This window comes from Ruegeria sp. BHSB056 (assembly GCF_059613305.1).
Map to the genome: position 1 here is coordinate 45,277 of NZ_JBXWSG010000004.1, position 18,820 is coordinate 64,096.

The 18,820-nt window shown below is 57.7% G+C and carries 20 protein-coding genes; 17 read left to right on the top strand and 3 right to left on the bottom strand.

All coding sequences use genetic code 11. The features are described from left to right. Window positions 1-87 precede the first annotated feature (87 nt). The 15 genes from AC2FND_RS02090 to AC2FND_RS02160 all read left to right on the top strand — a co-directional run bounded on the left by AC2FND_RS02090 (window position 88) and on the right by AC2FND_RS02160 (window position 14,797). Window positions 88-936: a peptidylprolyl isomerase gene (locus AC2FND_RS02090; protein WP_480909886.1), complete on the top strand. Its 849-nt coding sequence runs from the start codon at window positions 88-90 to the stop codon at window positions 934-936. A gap of 5 nt (window positions 937-941) precedes the next feature. Next, window positions 942-2,168 (top strand): bifunctional glutamate N-acetyltransferase/amino-acid acetyltransferase ArgJ, encoded by a 1,227-nt coding sequence (argJ, locus tag AC2FND_RS02095; RefSeq protein ID WP_496767624.1) that lies wholly within the window; start codon window positions 942-944, stop codon window positions 2,166-2,168. Beyond that, complete coding sequence (mutT, locus tag AC2FND_RS02100; RefSeq protein ID WP_267363933.1) at window positions 2,165-2,563, top strand: 8-oxo-dGTP diphosphatase MutT; 399 nt, start codon at window positions 2,165-2,167, stop codon at window positions 2,561-2,563. The genes argJ and mutT overlap by 4 nt, the downstream gene beginning before the upstream one ends. 110 nt (window positions 2,564-2,673) lie before the next feature. Continuing rightward, window positions 2,674-3,264 (top strand): hypothetical protein, encoded by a 591-nt coding sequence (locus AC2FND_RS02105; protein WP_496767625.1) that lies wholly within the window; start codon window positions 2,674-2,676, stop codon window positions 3,262-3,264. A 288-nt stretch (window positions 3,265-3,552) separates the two neighbouring features. Then, complete coding sequence (locus AC2FND_RS02110; protein WP_496767627.1) at window positions 3,553-5,544, top strand: AMP-binding protein; 1,992 nt, start codon at window positions 3,553-3,555, stop codon at window positions 5,542-5,544. 78 nt (window positions 5,545-5,622) lie between these two features. After that, window positions 5,623-6,441, top strand: a complete 819-nt coding sequence (locus AC2FND_RS02115; protein WP_209506937.1) for an ABC transporter ATP-binding protein — start codon at window positions 5,623-5,625, stop codon at window positions 6,439-6,441. 29 nt (window positions 6,442-6,470) lie between these two features. Further along, entirely contained in the window at window positions 6,471-7,457 is a 987-nt protein-coding gene (locus tag AC2FND_RS02120; protein WP_209506938.1) for a branched-chain amino acid ABC transporter permease, read from the top strand. After that, complete coding sequence (locus AC2FND_RS02125) at window positions 7,458-7,712, top strand: hypothetical protein (protein WP_496767629.1); 255 nt, start codon at window positions 7,458-7,460, stop codon at window positions 7,710-7,712. Next, window positions 7,709-7,966 (top strand): hypothetical protein, encoded by a 258-nt coding sequence (locus tag AC2FND_RS02130; RefSeq protein ID WP_496767630.1) that lies wholly within the window; start codon window positions 7,709-7,711, stop codon window positions 7,964-7,966. Before AC2FND_RS02125 ends, AC2FND_RS02130 begins: the two co-directional genes overlap by 4 nt. 3 nt (window positions 7,967-7,969) lie before the next feature. Continuing rightward, window positions 7,970-9,046, top strand: coding sequence for a branched-chain amino acid ABC transporter permease (locus tag AC2FND_RS02135; protein WP_209598953.1), 1,077 nt, complete (start codon window positions 7,970-7,972; stop codon window positions 9,044-9,046). A 74-nt stretch (window positions 9,047-9,120) separates the two neighbouring features. Then, on the top strand, window positions 9,121-10,404 hold the full coding sequence (locus AC2FND_RS02140) for an ABC transporter substrate-binding protein (protein WP_209506941.1): 1,284 nt from the start codon (window positions 9,121-9,123) through the stop codon (window positions 10,402-10,404). Window positions 10,405-10,515: 111 nt separating this feature from the next. Continuing rightward, window positions 10,516-11,349, top strand: coding sequence for an ABC transporter ATP-binding protein (locus AC2FND_RS02145; protein WP_209598951.1), 834 nt, complete (start codon window positions 10,516-10,518; stop codon window positions 11,347-11,349). A 19-nt stretch (window positions 11,350-11,368) separates the two neighbouring features. Next, window positions 11,369-12,586: a phenylacetate--CoA ligase family protein gene (locus AC2FND_RS02150; RefSeq protein WP_496767670.1), complete on the top strand. Its 1,218-nt coding sequence runs from the start codon at window positions 11,369-11,371 to the stop codon at window positions 12,584-12,586. A gap of 122 nt (window positions 12,587-12,708) precedes the next feature. Further along, window positions 12,709-14,373 (top strand): ABC transporter permease, encoded by a 1,665-nt coding sequence (locus AC2FND_RS02155; RefSeq protein WP_496767632.1) that lies wholly within the window; start codon window positions 12,709-12,711, stop codon window positions 14,371-14,373. A 73-nt stretch (window positions 14,374-14,446) separates the two neighbouring features. Then, entirely contained in the window at window positions 14,447-14,797 is a 351-nt protein-coding gene (locus tag AC2FND_RS02160) for a DUF2794 domain-containing protein (protein ID WP_209598949.1), read from the top strand. Here AC2FND_RS02160 and AC2FND_RS02165 read toward each other — a convergent pair. The 3 genes from AC2FND_RS02165 to AC2FND_RS02175 form a co-directional block, all read right to left on the bottom strand. Continuing rightward, window positions 14,794-15,531, bottom strand: a complete 738-nt coding sequence (locus AC2FND_RS02165; protein WP_496767634.1) for a C40 family peptidase — start codon at window positions 15,529-15,531, stop codon at window positions 14,794-14,796. The genes AC2FND_RS02160 and AC2FND_RS02165 overlap by 4 nt on opposite strands. Beyond that, on the bottom strand, window positions 15,528-16,910 hold the full coding sequence (locus AC2FND_RS02170) for a leucyl aminopeptidase family protein (RefSeq protein ID WP_496767636.1): 1,383 nt from the start codon (window positions 16,908-16,910) through the stop codon (window positions 15,528-15,530). The genes AC2FND_RS02165 and AC2FND_RS02170 overlap by 4 nt, the downstream gene beginning before the upstream one ends. A 63-nt stretch (window positions 16,911-16,973) precedes the next feature. Then, window positions 16,974-17,363 (bottom strand): hypothetical protein, encoded by a 390-nt coding sequence (locus tag AC2FND_RS02175; protein WP_267363938.1) that lies wholly within the window; start codon window positions 17,361-17,363, stop codon window positions 16,974-16,976. A 144-nt stretch (window positions 17,364-17,507) separates the two neighbouring features. On the opposite strand from AC2FND_RS02175, the gene AC2FND_RS02180 reads away from it, so the two are divergent. Both AC2FND_RS02180 and AC2FND_RS02185 read left to right on the top strand, forming a co-directional pair. Next, window positions 17,508-18,158, top strand: a complete 651-nt coding sequence (locus AC2FND_RS02180) for a carbonic anhydrase (protein WP_209506947.1) — start codon at window positions 17,508-17,510, stop codon at window positions 18,156-18,158. A 97-nt stretch (window positions 18,159-18,255) separates the two neighbouring features. Next, window positions 18,256-18,792 (top strand): SRPBCC family protein, encoded by a 537-nt coding sequence (locus AC2FND_RS02185; RefSeq protein WP_496767638.1) that lies wholly within the window; start codon window positions 18,256-18,258, stop codon window positions 18,790-18,792. Window positions 18,793-18,820 lie beyond the last annotated feature (28 nt).

An 18,820-nucleotide genomic window follows, 5' to 3' on the forward strand; every position in this document is an offset into this window, starting at 1 on the left:
CCTGTCCAAGGCTTCAAAGCGATGTAAGCGGCAGGTTCCAGAGTGTCAACGCTGCGCCCTGCCGCGGCAAGGAAATAGGATGATTCAATGCCCAAAGGCCTCACTTTTCTGCCATCGCTGGCTCTGACCGCCATGATGGCCCTGCCGCTGGCCGCCGAAACCCAGCCGGATGCATCCACCGTGGTGGCGCGTGTGAACGGGGATGAGATCACTTTGGGTCACGTGATCGCAACCGTTGCCGCCCTGCCGCCGCAATACCAGCAGGCCGAAGATGACGTATTGTTCGACTTCGTGCTGGAACAGCTGATCCAGCAGCAACTGCTGGGGCAACAGCAGGATGGGCTGAACAAACTGAACACGCTGCGGCTGAAAAATGAAGAACGCTCCCTTCTGGCGGTTCAGACCGTCACAGCCCTGACCGATAGCGTTGTCACGGACGAGGCCATTCAGGCAGCCTACGACGCGCAGTACAACGATTTCGCGGGTGAAGACGAATTCGATGCCAGCCACATTCTGGTCGAGACCGAAGAACAGGCCAACGACCTCAAGGCGCAGCTTGATGACGGCGCCGATTTCGCCGAGCTCGCGCGCGCGCATTCCACCGGTCCGTCCGGCCCCAATGGCGGCGCGCTGGGCTGGTTCGGCAAGGGCCAGATGGTACCGGAATTCGAAACAGCCGTGGTCGCGCTTGAAAAAGGGCAGGTGTCCGACCCTGTTCAGACGCAGTTTGGCTGGCATGTGGTCAAGTTGAACGACAAGCGCAAAACCGAAGCGCCCGCGCTGGATGCCGTGCGCGAAGAGCTTGCACAGACCGTTCAGCAGGACGCCATTCAGGCGCGCATCGATGAACTGACACAGCAGGCACAGATCGACCGCCCCGCTTTGGAAGGTGCCGGACCCGAAGTCCTGCGCCAGCTGGACCTGATTCAGGAGTAATCCCCGTGGCCAAGATCACCAAGGTGTCGCCGCTGGCGCCAGCGTCCTTCCCTGATTTGCCTGCAATTGACGGTGTGCGGTTCGCCACCGTCGCGGCGGGCGTGCGATATCAGGGCCGCACCGATGTCATGCTGGCCGTGCTGGACCCGGGCACATCTGTGGCCGGGGTCTTTACCCGTTCAGCCACGCGTGCAGCGCCGGTTCTGGATTGTCAGGACAAGATCGGCGGGCCCAGCGATGGCCCGGCGGCGATCCTGGTGAATTCGGGTAATGCCAATGCCTTTACCGGGCATTATGGTCAGACCTCGGTGGCCGAGGTGACGCAGGCCATCTCGAAGGCGACAGGTGTTCCGGTCGAGCGGGTCTTTACCTCCTCAACCGGCGTCATCGGTGAGCCGCTGGCGCATGACCGCATCATTGCCAAGCTTGAAACGCTGAAGGCGGATCTCAGCCGTCACGCGATCGAAGACGCCGCACGCGCGATCATGACCACCGACACCTTCCCGAAAGGGGCCGTGGCGCAGGTCGAAATTGATGGCAAAACAGTCTCTATTGCGGGGATTGCCAAGGGGTCCGGCATGATTGCGCCAGATATGGCGACCATGCTGGTCTATATCTTCACCGACGCGCAGGTCGAACAATCGGCGTTGCAGGCGATGCTGGGGGCGCAGACAGACCGGACGTTCAACTGCATCACCGTGGACAGCGATACATCCACCTCGGACAGCCTGCTGCTGTGCGCCACCGGCGCTTCGGGTGTGGACGCCACCGGCAATGCGGCCTTCGCCGAGGCGCTGGAGGCTGTGATGCTGGATCTGGCCCAGCAAGTGGTGCGCGATGGCGAAGGTGCCACGAAATTCGTCGAAATCCGCGTGACAGGGGCCGCAACAGACGCTGACGCCAAGATCCATGGCCTTGCCATCGCCAACTCTCCGCTGGTCAAAACCGCCATCGCGGGCGAAGACCCGAACTGGGGTCGTATCGTCATGGCCATCGGTAAATCCGGTGCCGCGGCGGATCGCGACCTGCTGAGCATTTCGTTCGGCGACATCCTTGTGGCCGAAAAAGGCTGGGTCAGCCCCGATTACAGCGAAGACGCAGCCGCCGCATATATGAAAGGTCAGGATCTGGTCATCGCCGTTGATCTGGGTCTGGGCGCGGGCAAATCCACCGTCTGGACCTGCGATCTGACCCACGGATATATCGAGATCAACGCGGATTACCGCTCGTGAAAACCGTGCTGGTCTCTGCAGTCGCCCTGATCGACATCGAGGGCCGGGTGCTGTTGGCCCAACGCCCCGAGGGTAAATCCATGGCCGGTCTTTGGGAATTTCCCGGCGGCAAGATCGAACCCGGCGAAACCCCCGAGGCCGCCTTGATCCGCGAATTGCACGAGGAGCTGGGCATCGACACTTGGGCCTCGTGCCTTGCCCCCCTGACCTTCGCCAGCCACAGCTATGATGATTTCCACCTGCTCATGCCGCTGTTCGCCTGCCGCAAATGGCAGGGTATCCCACAGTCGAAAGAGGGGCAGGCGCTGAAATGGGTCCGCGCAAATGACCTGCGCAATTACCCCATGCCCGCAGCGGATGTGCCCCTGATCCCGATTCTTCGGGATTGGTTGTAAGGGCTCAAGGGGCGTCGGGCGCAAACGGCCCGGATTTCAGCTTGGCGGATTTATTTGCCGATTTGTGGTAGTGTTCGAGTGCTTTCTCATTGGTGAAGGAGTACCTCGTTATGATTGCAAGTCGAGTTGGAAAGCTTTGGGTGCCCAGGATTGTTTTGATTTTGGCTTTTCTTATTTCAGCGGTTCATAGTGCCAAAGCAGATGATGCGAAGGCTTCGATAACGGTCATGACCGAAGAACAGGCCCGAATTGACCGCTACGTCGAACTCGATTTTGCGCGGCAGGATCTTTTGTTTCACCAGACAAGTACGATCCTGGCCCTATACGGTGATTACAACTCCTACACCAAATCGGATGGCACTCAGGCCAATGGCTCTGACATGACGCGCTTCAGAAATCGGGTCACTGAATACGTGCCCGCTGCCATTGTGGATTTCCGCCGAAAGTCCCAAAGAGACAAATCAATTTCAGAGGATGAGGCAAGCAAGGCGGAAGCCGCCGAAGCTCTGATGGAAGAGATGCTTTTGGCCGCAGGTGAAATCATTGAACTTTGCGACGCCAACAAGCCCTATGAGGCAAGTCTAGTTTACCGCGATAAGACAATGCCCTTGAACACGAAACTTTTAGGGTTGCTGTACACGTTGCGCTCAACATCTGTTGGTCGTTTTAAAAAAGCAGCACTAAAAGCTAAGTATCAGTAACCGCGCCAACCTGCCGAAGGTCGTATTCTGTTTGCCGGTACGCCATCCCTGTTGAACACGGGACCTGTTTGGTATGGCAATAGCTTGGGACTATCGGGTTCCTCGTGACAGTCTGCATTTGTACATCTTGTACAAAACGTAACATCACCCCTCTGCACCTGTTACAATTCGTAAGAATTGAGAAAACATCAGGAAAAAGTTGACGCTGATCGTGCGGGTGTCCCAAATCGGGGCACTGGCATCCGGGGGCTTTCCCGGATCCGCCATTTCCGGCTTTGAGGAGGCCGGATGGGGAGGAGAATAAGATTGGCTCAGACGCAGTCGGGCGCCGAAGGGTTGCACTCCCTTCCGGCGCTTCTACACCGCAACGCGACCCAGTTCGGGGATGCCCCGGCCTATCGGGAAAAAGAATTTGGGATCTGGCAATGCTGGACCTGGGCTGAAGCGGCCAAGGAAATTCGCGCGCTCGCCCTTGGATTTCTTGAAATTGGCGTTGAGCGCGGTGACCACATTGCCGTGATCGGACGCAACCGGCCAGCGCATTACTGGACCATGGTCGCGGCACAGATGGTCGGTGCAATTCCGGTGCCTCTGTATCAGGACGCAGTCGCCGAAGAGATGACCTATGTGATGGAACATTGCGGCGCGAAATATGTCGTCTGCGGTGATCAGGAACAGGTCGACAAGGTCATCGAAATTCAGGAAAAAGTGCACCAGATCAAGCACATCCTCTATACCGACAAGCGGGGGATGCGGAAATACGACCACAGCCAGATGAACGCGCTGGAAGACCTCATGGCCGAAGGTCAGGCAGGACATCAGCGGTTTGATGCAGAGCTGGACAAGCGCATCTCTGAGATCACCTATAACGACACCTGCGTCATGCTTTATACCTCGGGCACAACGGGCAAGCCCAAGGGGGTGGTTCTGTCGAACCGCAACGTGATCGAAAGCGCCAAGAATTCAGCGATCTTCGACCATTTGACCCGAGATGAAGATATCCTTTCCTACCTTCCAATGGCATGGGTCGGGGATTTCATCTTTTCCATCGGTCAGGCCTATTGGTGCGGGTTCTGCGTAAACTGCCCGGAAAGCGCCGACACGATGATGACCGACCTGCGCGAAATCGGGCCGACCTATTTCTTCGCCCCACCACGCGTGTTTGAAAGCCAGCTGACCAATGTAATGATCCGGATGGAGGATGCGAGCAAGCTGAAGCAGCGCATGTTCCATCACTTCATGGCGCATGCCAAAAAGGTGGGTGGCAAGTTGCTGGATGGCAAACCCGTCGGCTTTGGCGACCGGATGAAATACGCGCTGGGTAACCTGCTGGTCTACGGGCCGCTCAAGGATACGCTGGGCTATGGCCGGTTCCGGGTTGGCTATACCGCGGGTGAAGCTATCGGACCGGAAATCTTTGATTTCTATCGATCTTTGGGCATCAACCTGAAACAGCTTTATGGCCAGACCGAAGCAACCGTGTTCATTACCGTGCAGCCGGATGGCGAGGTTCGGGCCGACACGGTTGGAGTGCCCGCGCCGGATGTCGAGATCAGGATCGACGACAAGGGCGAGATCCATTACCGCTCACCCGGCGTGTTTGTCGAATATTACAACAACCCGGATTCCACGGCATCGACCAAAGATGCCGAAGGCTGGGTGGCAACGGGTGATGCCGGGTTCATCGAGGAAAGCAGCGGCCATCTGCGGATCATCGACCGCGCCAAGGACGTGGGCAAAATGGCCGACGGGTCCATGTTTGCGCCGAAATATGTCGAGAACAAGCTGAAATTCTATCCCGATATTCTCGAGGTCGTTCTGTTCGGAAACGGCAAGGATCGCTGCGTGGCCTTTATCAATATTGACCTGACAGCGGTCGGCAATTGGGCGGAACGCAACAACGTGGCCTATGCCTCCTATCAGGAACTGGCAGGCCATCCGCGTGTGTTAGAGACGATCAAGGCGCATGTGGAAGAGGTCAACAAATCGGTAGCAGCTGATGAAATGCTGTCCGGTTGCCAGGTGCATCGCTTTGTCGTTCTGCACAAGGAACTGGACGCTGATGATGGTGAGATGACGCGCACCCGGAAAGTGCGGCGCGGGTTTGTCGAAGAGAAGTTCCACGACATCATTGCGGCGCTTTATGACGGGTCCGAAAGCGTGTCGACCAAGACCGAAGTGACCTATGAAGATGGGCGCAAGGGAGCGATCAGCGCGACGCTGAAAATCGTGGATGCGCCGGTTGTACCGGTTGCGCAGCACAAGGTGGCAGCGGAATGAGGGCCGCCATAGCACCGCGCGACCTGCGGCCATCACCCCGCCCGCCATCCCGTTTATGCGCAAGTCAGGGAGTGACTGATGCTGGATAACGCCGAAGGATATGTCACCGAAGACGGTCGCAAGATCGGCGGCGTGGTGATGGAAATGAAGAACATCACCCTGCGCTTTGGCGGCGTCGTGGCGATCAAGGATATCTCGTTCGATATTCGCGAGGGTGAGATTCGCGCCATCATCGGGCCGAACGGGGCCGGGAAATCGTCGATGCTGAACGTTATCTCGGGGTTCTATGTCCCGCAGGAGGGCGAGGTCTGGTTCCACGGATCAAAACGCCCGCCCATGCGCCCCTTTGAGGTGGCGCAGCAGGGAATCGCGCGGACGTTCCAGAACATCGCCCTGTTCGAGGGGATGAGTGTTTTGGACAACGTCATGACCGGGCGCTTGAACTTCATGCAGACCAACATCCTCCAGCAGGCGTGGTGGAAGGGAAAGGCCGAGGCGGAAGAGGTTGAAAACCGTGAGGCGGTCGAGAAGATCATCGATTTCCTTGAAATCCAACACATCCGCAAGACACCCGTTGCGCGCCTGCCTTATGGCCTGAAAAAACGCGTCGAACTGGCTCGCGCACTGGCAGCAGAGCCAAAGCTCTTGCTGCTGGATGAACCGATGGCGGGCATGAATGTCGAAGAGAAAGAGGACATGAGCCGCTTTATCCTCGACGTGAATGACGAATTCGGCACCACCATCGCCCTGATCGAACACGATATGGGCGTGGTGATGGACCTGAGCGACCGCGTGGTCGTGATGGATTACGGCAAGAAGATTGGTGACGGTACACCCGACGAGGTGCGCAACAATCAGGAAGTCATCGACGCCTATCTGGGGGTCAGCCATGACTGAGACCAAAGCAGATATCCGGGGAGGCACATATGCCTGAGCAGTTAATCTTTGCCACGGAGGTCATCCTTAACGGTCTGATGGCCGGGGTGCTTTATGCGCTGGTCGCGCTGGGCTTTGTGCTTATCTACAAGGCATCCGGGATTTTCAATTATGCGCAAGGGGTTATGGCCCTGTTTGCGGCGATGACGCTGGTCGGGATCATGAACGGGCAGGTGCCTTTCGCGCATTTGATCAACGCGACCTTCGGCACTCATGTCTATAACTTCGGCTGGAACATCCCCGCCCTGCTGGCGATCATCCTGACAATGGGCGTGATGGTTCTGCTGGCCTGGTGTGTGCAGCGCTTTGTCATGCGGCATCTGGTTGGGCAGGAGCCGATCATCCTGTTCATGGCCACGATCGGTCTGGCCTATTTCCTAGAAGGCGTGGCCGACCTGATGTGGGGCTCCGAGATCAAGACGCTGGATGTGGGTCTGCCGCAGGGCATCAACCTGTGGATCGACGAGGTCACCTTTAACATCTTCGGCTATGGCTTCTTCATCGACAACCTCGACATCGTGGCAACCGTGATTGCGGCGCTTCTGGTGGCGGCACTGGTGGCCTTCAGCCAGTACACAAAGCAGGGCCGGGCCATGCGCGCGGTGGCGGATGACCATCAGGCGGCACTTTCGGTCGGGATCTCGCTCAACTTCATCTGGGTCATGGTCTGGTCGGTGGCCGGGTTCGTGGCGCTGGTCGCGGGGATCATGTGGGGCACCAAATCGGGCGTACAGTTCTCGCTGTCGCTGATCGCGCTCAAGGCGCTGCCGGTGTTGATGCTGGGCGGGTTCACATCGATCCCCGGTGCCATCGTCGGCGGTCTGATCATCGGAGTAGGCGAGAAGTTGTTCGAATTCTCGATTGGCCCGCTGGTCGGCGGCGCGACCGAAAACTGGTTCGCCTATGTGCTGGCGCTGATCTTTCTGGTGTTCCGACCGCAGGGTCTGTTTGGGGAGAAGATCATTGAGAGGGTATAGATGGATAACCTGAACCCCCTTTTCAAAGCCCTGCCGATTGCCTTGCTGATTTATGGGCTGACCCGTTCGCTGGTTGAGTGCTTTGAGATCAACCTGGCAGGTTCAAGTATTGCAATGACAGGCAATACGGAATGGCAGATGAGGATGCTTGTTTACGCAGGATATTTGCGGGCGATGGATTCATTGTTCTTCTACGCAGCCTTGGCCGGAGTGGTTCATTGGCTGAACGTTAGAACCAGAGGTGCCCCGGCATGACCAAACTGATCGCCATCATCAACGTGGTCGCATGGGCGGGGTTCTGGGCCTTTGGATATATCGCGCTGACCTCGAATGACCTGACAGACAGTCAGCTTACGATTGCCGCGATCCTGGCCTTTGCCGGTCTGATCATGGGTGTTCTGGCCTACCTGAAACTCGTGCGCGCCTCTGAGGCGAGCGGATATGCCAAAGGGTCCAGCCAGCTGGACGCCGCGACCCGGAACCGGGCGCAGGAAGAATGGGGAAAGTAACAGATGTTCTATCGTGAGGCCGGAGATTTCAAAACCTCCTACGTGGATGACAGCCAGACTTTCCCGATCAAGTTCGACCGGTATCGGTACTATGTCGTTCTGGCGGTGGCGTTCGGGATCATTCCGTTCATCATCAACGACTATTGGGCAAACGCCCTGCTGCTGCCCTTTCTGATCTATGCCATCGCGGCGATCGGATTGAACATACTTGTGGGCTATTGCGGGCAGGTCAGCCTTGGTACAGGCGGTTTCATGGCGGTGGGTGCTTATGCCTGCTACAAGTTGATGACCGCATTTCCAGACGTCAGCATGTTCATTCATGTCCTGCTGGCCGGTGGTATCACCGCGATTGTAGGCGTTTTGTTTGGCCTGCCTTCCCTGCGGATCAAGGGGTTCTATCTGGCGGTGGCGACGCTTGCGGCACAGTTCTTTCTGGTGTGGCTCTTCAACCGGGTGCCGTGGTTCTACAACTACTCGGCCTCGGGTCAGATCAACGCGCCAGAACGTGACGTGTTCGGCATTATCATCTCGGGCCCGAACGCCCCGGCTTGGGCGACCTACCTGTTCTGTCTGATCTTCCTGACCGCCAGCGCGATTATTGCGCGCAACCTGACCCGCGGCACGACCGGGCGGACATGGATGGCGATCCGCGACATGGATATCGCCGCGGAAATCATCGGGGTGAACCCGTTGAAGGCCAAGATCAGCGCTTTCGCTGTCAGCTCGTTCTTTGTGGGCATCGCAGGGGCCTTGTTCTTTGCCGTCTATCTTGGCGCGGTCGAGGTGGGCGAAGCATTCGGCATTCAGAAGTCGTTTCTGGTGCTGTTCATGGTGATTATCGGCGGGTTAGGCTCGATTTTCGGGTCTTTTGCCGGGGCGGCGTTCCTGGTGCTGCTGCCGGTTCTGCTCAAACTGGTTGGCGTCGATCTTCTGGGTTGGCCGACCGATATCGTTGCCCATCTTCAGCTGGTGATCGTGGGCGCGCTGATCATCATGTTCCTGATCCTCGAGCCCCACGGTCTGGCCCAGTTGTGGCGCGTGGCGAAAGAGAAACTCAGACTCTGGCCGTTCCCGCACTGAGGGCTGGCCCAATCATAAAGACGGGTGATCAAGCCCGAACTCAATATCGGATCAATCAAGGGAGGAGACACCCGATGAACAAGAAACTGGCAACTGTGGCGCTGAGCGCCCTGATGGCGGCAGGACCTGCGATGGCGGATCTTGTGTTCCCGTCGCTCAGCTATCGAACCGGGCCCTATGCGGCCGGTGGTATTCCATTCGCGGACGGTTACGCCGACTATTTCACGCTTCTGAACGAGCGGGACGGTGGCATTGGCGGTGTACCCGCAAACGTGATCGAATGCGAAACCGGGTATAACACCGAAAAAGGCGTGGAATGCTATGAATCCACCAAAGGTGAAGGCGCGCTGGTGTATCAGCCGCTGTCGACCGGTATCACCTATCAGCTGATCCCCAAAGTGACCGCCGACGGCATTCCGCTGCACACGATGGGGTATGGCCGGACCTCGGCTGCGAACGGCAAAGTGTTCAGCCACGTGTTCAACTATCCGGCCAACTACTGGAATGGTGCGTCCGGTGCGATCAACTATCTGTTGGAGGAAAATAGCGGTGACCTGAGCGGTAAGAAGATTGCGCTGGTCTATCACAACTCGGCCTATGGCAAGGAACCGATCCGGACATTGGAAACTCTGGCCGAAAAGCATGGGTATGAGCTGTCCCTGCTGCCGGTTGATCACCCGGGCCAAGAGCAGAAGTCGCAATGGCTGCAAATTCGCCGCGAAAAGCCTGACTATGTCATCATGTGGGGCTGGGGCGTCATGAACCAGGTTGCGGTTCAGGAAGCGGCCAACATCCGTTTCCCGATGGAAAACTTCATCGGTGTCTGGTGGTCGGGCGCGGAATTCGACGTTGAGCCTGCTGGCGAAAAAGCGACCGGTTACAAGGCGCTGACCTTTACCGGCCTTGGCATGGACTATCCTGTATATGACGACCTGAAAAAGTACGTCGTTGACTCGGGCAAGGCCGCAGGTGCCGGCGATCAGCTGGGTACAGTTCAGTACAACCGTGGGCTTTATGCCGCCATGCTGGCAGCCGAGGCTGTGAAAACGGCGCAGGCGATGCACGGAACCGCTGATATCGACGCGTCGATGATGCGCGATGGCATGGAAGCACTGGAAATGACCAACGCCAAGATGGAAGCGCTTGGTATGTCCGGGTTCGGCCCTGAATTCTCGGTCTCTTGCGAAAACCACGGCGGCCCCGGTCTTGTCGGTGTTGTTCAGTGGGATGCGGCGACTGGCGCCTGGAACCCCGTACAGGACTTCAAACCGACAGATGCCGAAGTTATCGGCGCGTTGATCGAAGAAGATTCCGGTGCCTACGCAACCGAAAACAGCATCTCGCCACGTTGCGAGTAAGGCATGTTGCGCCACGGATGTGATCCTTGGCGTTCAGACAACCGGAGCGGCGGGTTACCTGCCGCTCCTCACGAACAGCCCCGGAACGGGCAGGCATGAGGAAACGCGCTGATGCTGGATGCGGCACAAACCACTGACGTGCAGGCGGAAACCCTGCTTGAGGTCAATAATATCGAGGTAATCTACAACCACGTGATCCTCGTGTTGAAAGGCGTCAGCCTGAGTGTTCCAAAGGGCGGCATCACAGCATTGCTGGGTGGCAATGGCGCGGGCAAGACAACCACGCTCAAGGCCGTTTCGAACCTGCTGCATTCCGAACGCGGTGAAGTCACCAAAGGTTCGATCAAGTATCGCGGCCAGAACGTGCATGAAAGCGATCCGGCCGATCTGGTTGAAAAGGGTGTCATTCAGGTGATGGAAGGCCGCCATTGTTTCGAGCACCTTACCGTCGAGGAAAACTTGCTGACCGGTGCTTATACCAGAAAAGACGGGGCGGCTGCGGTCCAGCAGGACCTTGAGATGGTTTACGCATATTTCCCCCGACTCAAGGAACGCCGCCGGTCGCAGGCAGGCTATACGTCGGGTGGGGAACAGCAGATGGTTGCCATGGGGCGGGCGTTGATGTCGCGGCCCGAGACGATTTTGCTGGACGAACCTTCAATGGGTCTTGCTCCGCAGTTGGTCGAAGAGATTTTCAGTATCGTGAAGGACCTCAACGAAAAAGAGGGCGTGTCATTTCTGCTAGCAGAGCAGAACACCAACGTCGCCCTGCGCTTTGCGCATTACGGCTACATTCTTGAATCCGGGCGTGTCGTGATGGATGGCCCGGCCGCTGACCTGCGCGAAAACCCGGATGTGAAAGAGTTTTATCTGGGCATGTCCGACGAAGGCCGCAAAAGCTTTCGTGATGTGCGGTCCTATCGTCGTCGCAAAAGGTGGCTGTGAGCGGATGGAGGATATGGCGATGACCTATTTCGACGCACTCGAAACACGCTCGGCAGACGAACGCGCCTCAGATCAGGCCAGGGCACTTGTGGAACAGATCAAGCGCGCGATGTCGGCCCCTGGATTTGCGTCGCATCTGTCAGAATCAGACACTAATAAGGTAAAGTCTGCAGAAGATTTGCCGACATTGCCCGTTCTGCGGAAATCGGATTTGACCCGGGCACAGGCCAAACGCCCCCCGTTTGGCGGATTCACGGTAAAACCCGCGCGGCATTTCCATCATGTGTTCCAGTCGCCCGGGCCGATTTATGAGCCGGGCAGCACTGATCACGACTGGTGGCGCATGGGCCGTTTCCTGAATGCCGCGGGTGTTGGCGCAGGGGACATCGTCCAGAACTGTTTTGGGTATCATCTGACCCCGGCCGGTATGATCTTTGAAAATGGCGCACGGGCTGTTGGCGCGGCTGTTCTGCCCGCAGGAACCGGACAAACCGAGTTGCAGGTGACTGCTGCCCGTGACGTTGGCTGTACGGCCTATGCAGGTACGCCGGATTACCTGAAGGTCATTCTGGACAAAGCCGACGAGATGGGCGTTTCACTGCATTTCTCGAAAGCCGCCGTTGGCGGAGGCGCTTTGTTCCCGTCTTTGCGACAGGAATATGCCGACCGGGGTATCTCGTGCCTGCAATGTTACGCGACGGCGGATCTGGGCAATATCGCTTATGAAAGCGCCGCGATAGACGGGATGATCATCGACGAGCACGTGATTGTCGAGATTGTGACACCTGGAACCGGAACTCCGGTGGCAGCGGGTGAGGTGGGTGAGGTCGTGGTGACCTCTCTCAACCCAGATTACCCGCTGATCCGCTTTGCGACGGGCGACCTGTCCGCCGTGATGCCGGGGATTTCCCCCTGCGGTCGCACGAACACCCGGATCAAAGGTTGGATGGGGCGTGCAGATCAGACGACCAAGATCAAAGGTATGTTCGTGCGTCCGGAACAGGTTGCCGCTTTGGTCGACAAGCATGAAGAGATCGTCAAGGCTCGAGTCATCGCCACCCGTCAGGGCGAGATGGATTCGATGACTGTCCAGATCGAAAGCACAGGCGGGGATGATACGGCATATGCCAGATCTGTGGCCGAAGTGCTGAAACTGAAGGGCGCAATCGAAGTCGTCGCCCCCGGCTCGCTGCCCAAAGACGGGTTGGTGATCGAGGATCAGCGCGTCTACGAATAGTGGTGAATAACAGGTCTGCGGCAGTTTGTGCCGCAGATTTGTTGACCGACGCACTGGTGTTTCCGAGCATTTTGGTCGATTAAAGGCAGACCCTAAGCCTTTGCCAATCAAAAGCCGGGATGATGACCCAGATCGACTATTCAGAAAACGGATCACGCAATCGCGGTGTACGCGGCACACGGCTGTTGGCCGCTGTCGCCTATCTTGTCGCCGCCGCGTGCCTTTTGCCCATGGTGGCCGTGGTTCTGGCAGCGGTGACTGGCGGGACAGATACGATCTCGCACCTGATGGGCACGGTGTTGCCCAGCTATACCGTGACGACCCTGATCCTTGTGGTGCTGGTCGCGGCGGGTACGTTCAGTATCGGCACGGGCGCTGCCTGGTTGGTGACGATGACCCGCTTTCCCGGCGTCAGGATCCTTGAGATCGCGCTGGTCTTGCCCTTGGCCTTTCCGGCATACGTGCTTGCCTATGCATACACCTTTATTCTGGATCATCCGGGTATCGTTCAAAGCACTTTGCGGGATGTAACGGGTTGGGGGCCGCGCGACTACTGGTTCCCTGAAATCCGCTCGACCGGGGGCGCTGCGGTGATGCTGATTCTGGTGCTGTACCCTTATGTCTACCTGCTGGCACGGGCTGCGTTCCTGCAACAAAGTGCTTCGGCGTTTCTGGCGGCGCGGGCGCTGGGCAACAATCCATGGCTGGCGTTTCGGCGCGTCTCGCTGCCGATGGCGCGCCCGGCAATTGCCGGTGGTGTGCTTCTGGCGATCATGGAGACCATCGCCGATTTCGGAACCGTGTCTTATTTCGGTGTGCAGACCTTTGCGACCGGGATTTACACCAGCTGGTTTTCCATGGCCGACCGAGCAGCGGCGGCGCAGCTGGCCTGGTGCCTGCTTGTCTTTGCGCTGATCATGGCTGTGGCCGAGCGCACCCAACGCGGCAAGGCAAAATACTATCAGGCCGGAAAGAAACATGCTGCCCAACCGGCGGAACATTTGACCGGTCTTCGCGCCGCCGCAGCATTCCTGTTATGTACGATACCCGTTATTTTCGGGTTTCTGCTGCCCGTTATCATACTGGTCGAGATGGGTTTGGAATCGGAACAGAACCTGCTGTCGCGGCGCTATATCGGTTTCATCCAGAACTCGCTGATCCTCGCCGGAACGGCTGCGGTTGTCACTGTCTTTGCGGCGATCTGTGTCGGGTTCTTTCAACGCCTGAGACCCGGGCGCGCGTCGTCTGCGACGGCCTATATGGCGCGGCTGGGATATGCCGTGCCCGGTGGCGTCATTGCAGTCGGCTTGATTGTACCTTTCGCCAGCTTTGACAACGCGTTGGATGCCTGGATGCGGCAGACCTTCGATGTATCGACTGGGTTGTTGGTGACAGGTTCGATTTGGTTGCTGGTCGCCGCTTACATGGTGCGATTCCTTGCCGCCGCGCTCAGCGCCTATGAGGGGGGGCAAAGCACGGTTCATGCCAATATGGATGCCGCGGCCCGCTCGCTGGGGCAAACACCGTTGGGAACATTGCGGCGCGTTCACCTTCCCATTCTGACACCGTCGCTGCTGACCGCGCTGTTGATCGTCTTTGTTGATGTGATGAAGGAATTGCCCGCCACCTTGATCATGCGCCCGTTCAACTTCGACACACTAGCCGTACAGGCGTACAGGCTTGCCTCGGATGAGAGACTTGAAGGCGCAGCCGTGCCGTCGCTGGTCATTCTGGCGGTCGGCCTGCTGCCGGTAATCCTGATTTGCCGTCAGGTTGGTCGGCGGTAACACTTGTCTTGTAAATGCCGGACAACAGCGCATCAGGCTTGATTCAAACATGATTTCCGGCAAGGCTGGAGGTATGAATATGCAGCCTCCCAACCGGTTTTCGGCAAACGCAGCGCAGATGCCCGTGGCCTTTGACCGGCATGAGATGTCGCAAATCCTGTCCGTTTATGGACGGATGGTCGCCGCCGGAGAGTGGCGAGACTATGGTATCTCAAACCTGCGCGATATGGCGGTGTTCTCGATCTTCCGTCGCACCGCAGAGCACCCGATCTACCGCGTCGAAAAGCACCCGCGCCTGAAGTCCCGGCAGGGGATGTACTCAGTCATAGGTATGGATGGCCGCATCCTGAAACGCGGCCATGATCTACGCGCGGTACTGCGGGTGCTGGAACGCAAGCTCATCCGGGCCGTAAACCCGGATTAGAGCCTTTTTCGCGCTGTAACAGGCCCGTCACCCTGATCCTGAATGCGCTGAATCGCCCGGTCCATCGGTTCGTACACAACCGCCATATGGCTGGCGTTAGCGTGTAAAATCATGTTGTCGCCCGAAAACCAGGCCACGTGCCCTTTCCAGAACAGCAAATCCCCACGCTGCGCAGGTGATTCAGCTGACAGGACAGCGCCCAAGGCTTGTTCCTGATCGCCGCTATCGCCGGGGCAGGGAATACCGCAGGCCAGCAACGCGGCCTGAACAAGCCCCGAACAATCGATACCGAACCGGCTGTTTCCGCCCCACAGATAAGGCGTACCCAGAAACAACTCAGCCACGGCAACCGGATCGCGCGGTTTTTCTGCAATTGGGGCCGTGTGAACCTTTGGGACAAAACCCAAATCGGTCTGCACAAACCGATCCGTTTCGGCAGTCGCATGGATTTTACTTCCGTAACTCAGAGAAACGAGATCGCGACTTTTGATATCGGGGGCCACGTAGGCATGTGTTGCCGGCGCATTGATCCAATGCGTTGCAGGCATATCCTCGGACAGGTGGTCTGTTTCCAGCCAACCAGCATATCCGTCTTTTTCCGCGACGATCCTGCTCCACCCGTCGTTGTTTTCTGCGACGTGAACCGTGTCCCCCAACAGCAACTGCCGGTCACGCGGTCCGTCAGGAACACGCAACAGGTCGACGACCGGTTTGGAAATGCGGTGCTTGGTCATAACCCCAATACCTTCGGTAAAGCCGACAGCACTGCGCGTGTTCCCTGACCCAGACCGCCTTTTGTGCGGCCGGGTTCATTGCTGGGTTGCCACGCGTAGATGTCAAAATGGACATAGCGGCTGGACCCTACGAACCGGCGCAGAAACAGCGCGGCGGTGATAGACCCGGCAAACCCTCCCGAGGGGGCATTGTCCAGATCGGCAATGCCGGGTTCGATCATCGACTCGTAGGGTGTGTGAAACGGCATTCTCCAGACCGGATCGGCAGACGTTTTGGCTGCTTGTGCCAAGGCCATCGCACAGCTTTCGTCGTCGGTGTAAAACGGGGCCAGATCAGGGCCTACGGCCACGCGCGCCGCTCCGGTCAGCGTCGCCATCGAGATCACCAGATCGGGATTCCCTTCATCCGCCAAAGTCAGCGCATCAGCCAGAACCAGACGCCCTTCGGCGTCGGTATTGTTGATTTCAACGGTCAGACCCTTGCGTGAGGTCAGGATATCACCGGGGCGGAAGGCATTGCCTGATACCGCGTTTTCAACGGCCGGGATCAGAACCCGCAGTTGCAGGGGAAGGTCCAGCGCCATGATCATCCGGGCCAGTCCTAACACATTGGCCGCGCCACCCATGTCTTTTTTCATCAAGCCCATGGAAGCGCCCGGTTTCAAATTCAGCCCGCCGGTATCGAAACATACACCTTTGCCCACCAGTGTCAGTCTGGGGCCACTGGTGCCCCAGTTCAGTTCGATCAGCCGGGGGGCCTGTTCCGCGGCCCGCCCTACCGTGTGAATCATGGGAAAGTTCTGGTCCAGCAGCGCTTTGCCAGTGATCACCTTGCAAGACGCGCCGAATTCATCCGCCAGAACCTCGACCGCTTGCTGCAACTGATCCGGTCCCATATCCGAAGTGGGCGTGTTGACCAGATCGCGCGTCAGAGCCTCGGCATTTGCCATGGCTTCAATACGGGTGGCGTTGATGCCATCAGGTGCAATCAACGCCGCTGACCCTCCGGTCTGGGATGCGTATCGATCAAAGGCATAGCCAGTCATCAGCCAGCCAAGACACTCCATCTCCAACAAATCCGCAGGAATGCCCGAAGCAAGGCTGTAGGTTCCTTCCGGAAACGCCAAAGCCGCTGCGGCAAGAGGGAACCGTTTGCGCGCGCGTTTGTCTTCGGTTCCGTAACCAGCCAGCGCGAATTCAATTGCGCCGTTCGTGGCTGGCACAAGCAAGGCCTGCCCGAGCGCGCCGGAAAACCCGTTTGCTGCGACCCAGGATTGCACACGCTCGGGCTGATCCAGAAGCCAGCCGTCCAAATCCGGCTGCGCGATCACATGAAGCGGTACTGAAGGGTCAGAGGATGGGGCGAAGGACAGTGTCATGGGCGCCTCGACAGATTGTTTCTGTGCACAGACTAGCCGCGCATATTCTGCCCGCAACCCCTGTCAGACTGAAAGGTCCTGTTGATCCCAGACGGCTGTCAATGACCGCTCCCCAACGCGGATCAGACGTCCCAGCGTCGCGCCCGCTGCTACTGCGTCGCCGGCATCGACGGCCTGTGCCACGTCCCCTGCAACCCTGGCCAGAACCGTCATCCCGACCTGTTCGGAAATCGCGACCAGGGACCTTGCGCATTTGCGCAATTCGGCCCACTCGCGCTGACGCCAAAAACGTTCGCAGTTCGACAGGCGCACTGCCAGTTCTTCGATGGTGCGGCACAGCACATCCAACGCGTTCTTGTCGCCCAGTTGACGGTAAAGGCCACTTAGCTGGTCCGAATCCAGACGGACGGATTCCTTGTGTTCAAGCGTGATAATTTTTTCCACCACATTCACCCTAATTCTGACGCCCCCACGGCGCAGGTTTGATACTGGTGACAAATTCCTTTGCAAAACCTTGCAGAGAAACCGGATAATTACTCGAATTTTCCTAGAATTCAGTTTAGAGGATCGGTCAGCGACAAGAACGGGGACACCGTAATGGAATTTGCCAAACCTTTGCCGAGCTATCTGGTCACGCGGTATCACGGCTGGAAAGCGACCACATATTCAGAAAACCAGGTCTGGTTCAAGCGGCTGGCAGATGAAGGGCAGCGGCCCCGGGCGATGGTGATTTCCTGCTGCGACAGCCGGGTCCATGTGACCTCGATGTTCGGTGCCGATCAGGGCGATTTCTTTATCCACCGCAATATCGCCAATCTGGTGCCACCCTATGCGCCGGACGGTGATCATCACGGTACCAGCGCAGCAATCGAGTATGCCGTCACTTCTCTCAAGGTTGCGCATCTGATGGTTCTTGGCCATTCGCAATGCGGTGGTGTTCAGGGCTGTATCGACATGTGCAAGGGTCAGGCGCCGCAACTGGACGCAAAAGAAAGCTTTGTCGGTCGCTGGATGGACATTCTGAAACCAAAATTCGAACTTGTCGCTGATATCGAAGACAGCCTCGAACAAGCCCGGCAGCTGGAACGCCAGTCGGTTGTCGCGTCGCTTGAAAACCTGATGACGTTCCCGTTCATCTCGTCAGCGGTCGAAAAAGGCACTCTGAGCCTGCACGGGTTGTGGACCGATATCGGTGCTGGCGGGTTAGAGAGTTTCGACCCAATACAGAAGAAATTTGTCCCGGTGTGACGACGGTTCATAGTGAATAATTGATGCGGAATACGGCTCTGATTCCGGGCCGTTTTTTCGTATGCTCCACACATGACGTTTGATTTTGGAGCTTGCTATGAAGATACTTAAACGAATTCTCGCAGGGCTGTGCCTTCTTGTTTTTCTGTTCGTCGCCGTCTCATACGTGTTGCCCGGCAAGGCGGAAGTGTCCCGCAGCATCACCATCGACGCCCCGGCCGCAGTGATCTTTCCGTTTGTGAATTCCATGCAAGCGACCGAGAAATGGTCACCCTGGCTGTCACGCGATCCGGAGACGAAACTAAGCTACAGTGGCCCCGATGAAGGAGTCGGTAACAAGTTGAACTGGAGCTCGGATCACGCACAGGTCGGCACGGGGTCGCAGGAAATCGTCGAGAGCGTGGAAAATCAACTGGTCAAAACAGATCTGGACTTTGGGCAGATGGGCACGGCGTCGGCTTCGTTCACCCTGACACCCGATGGTGACGCGACCAATGTGACTTGGGGATTCGAATCCGATCTGGGGCTCAATCCCATGTCCCGCTGGATGGGGGTGATGATGGATAAATGGGTTGGCGGCGATTACGAGCGGGGTTTGAATAATCTGAAAGCGCTGATCGAAAACAACACCTAGACCTTTCTTGGGATTGCGACATTCGTTC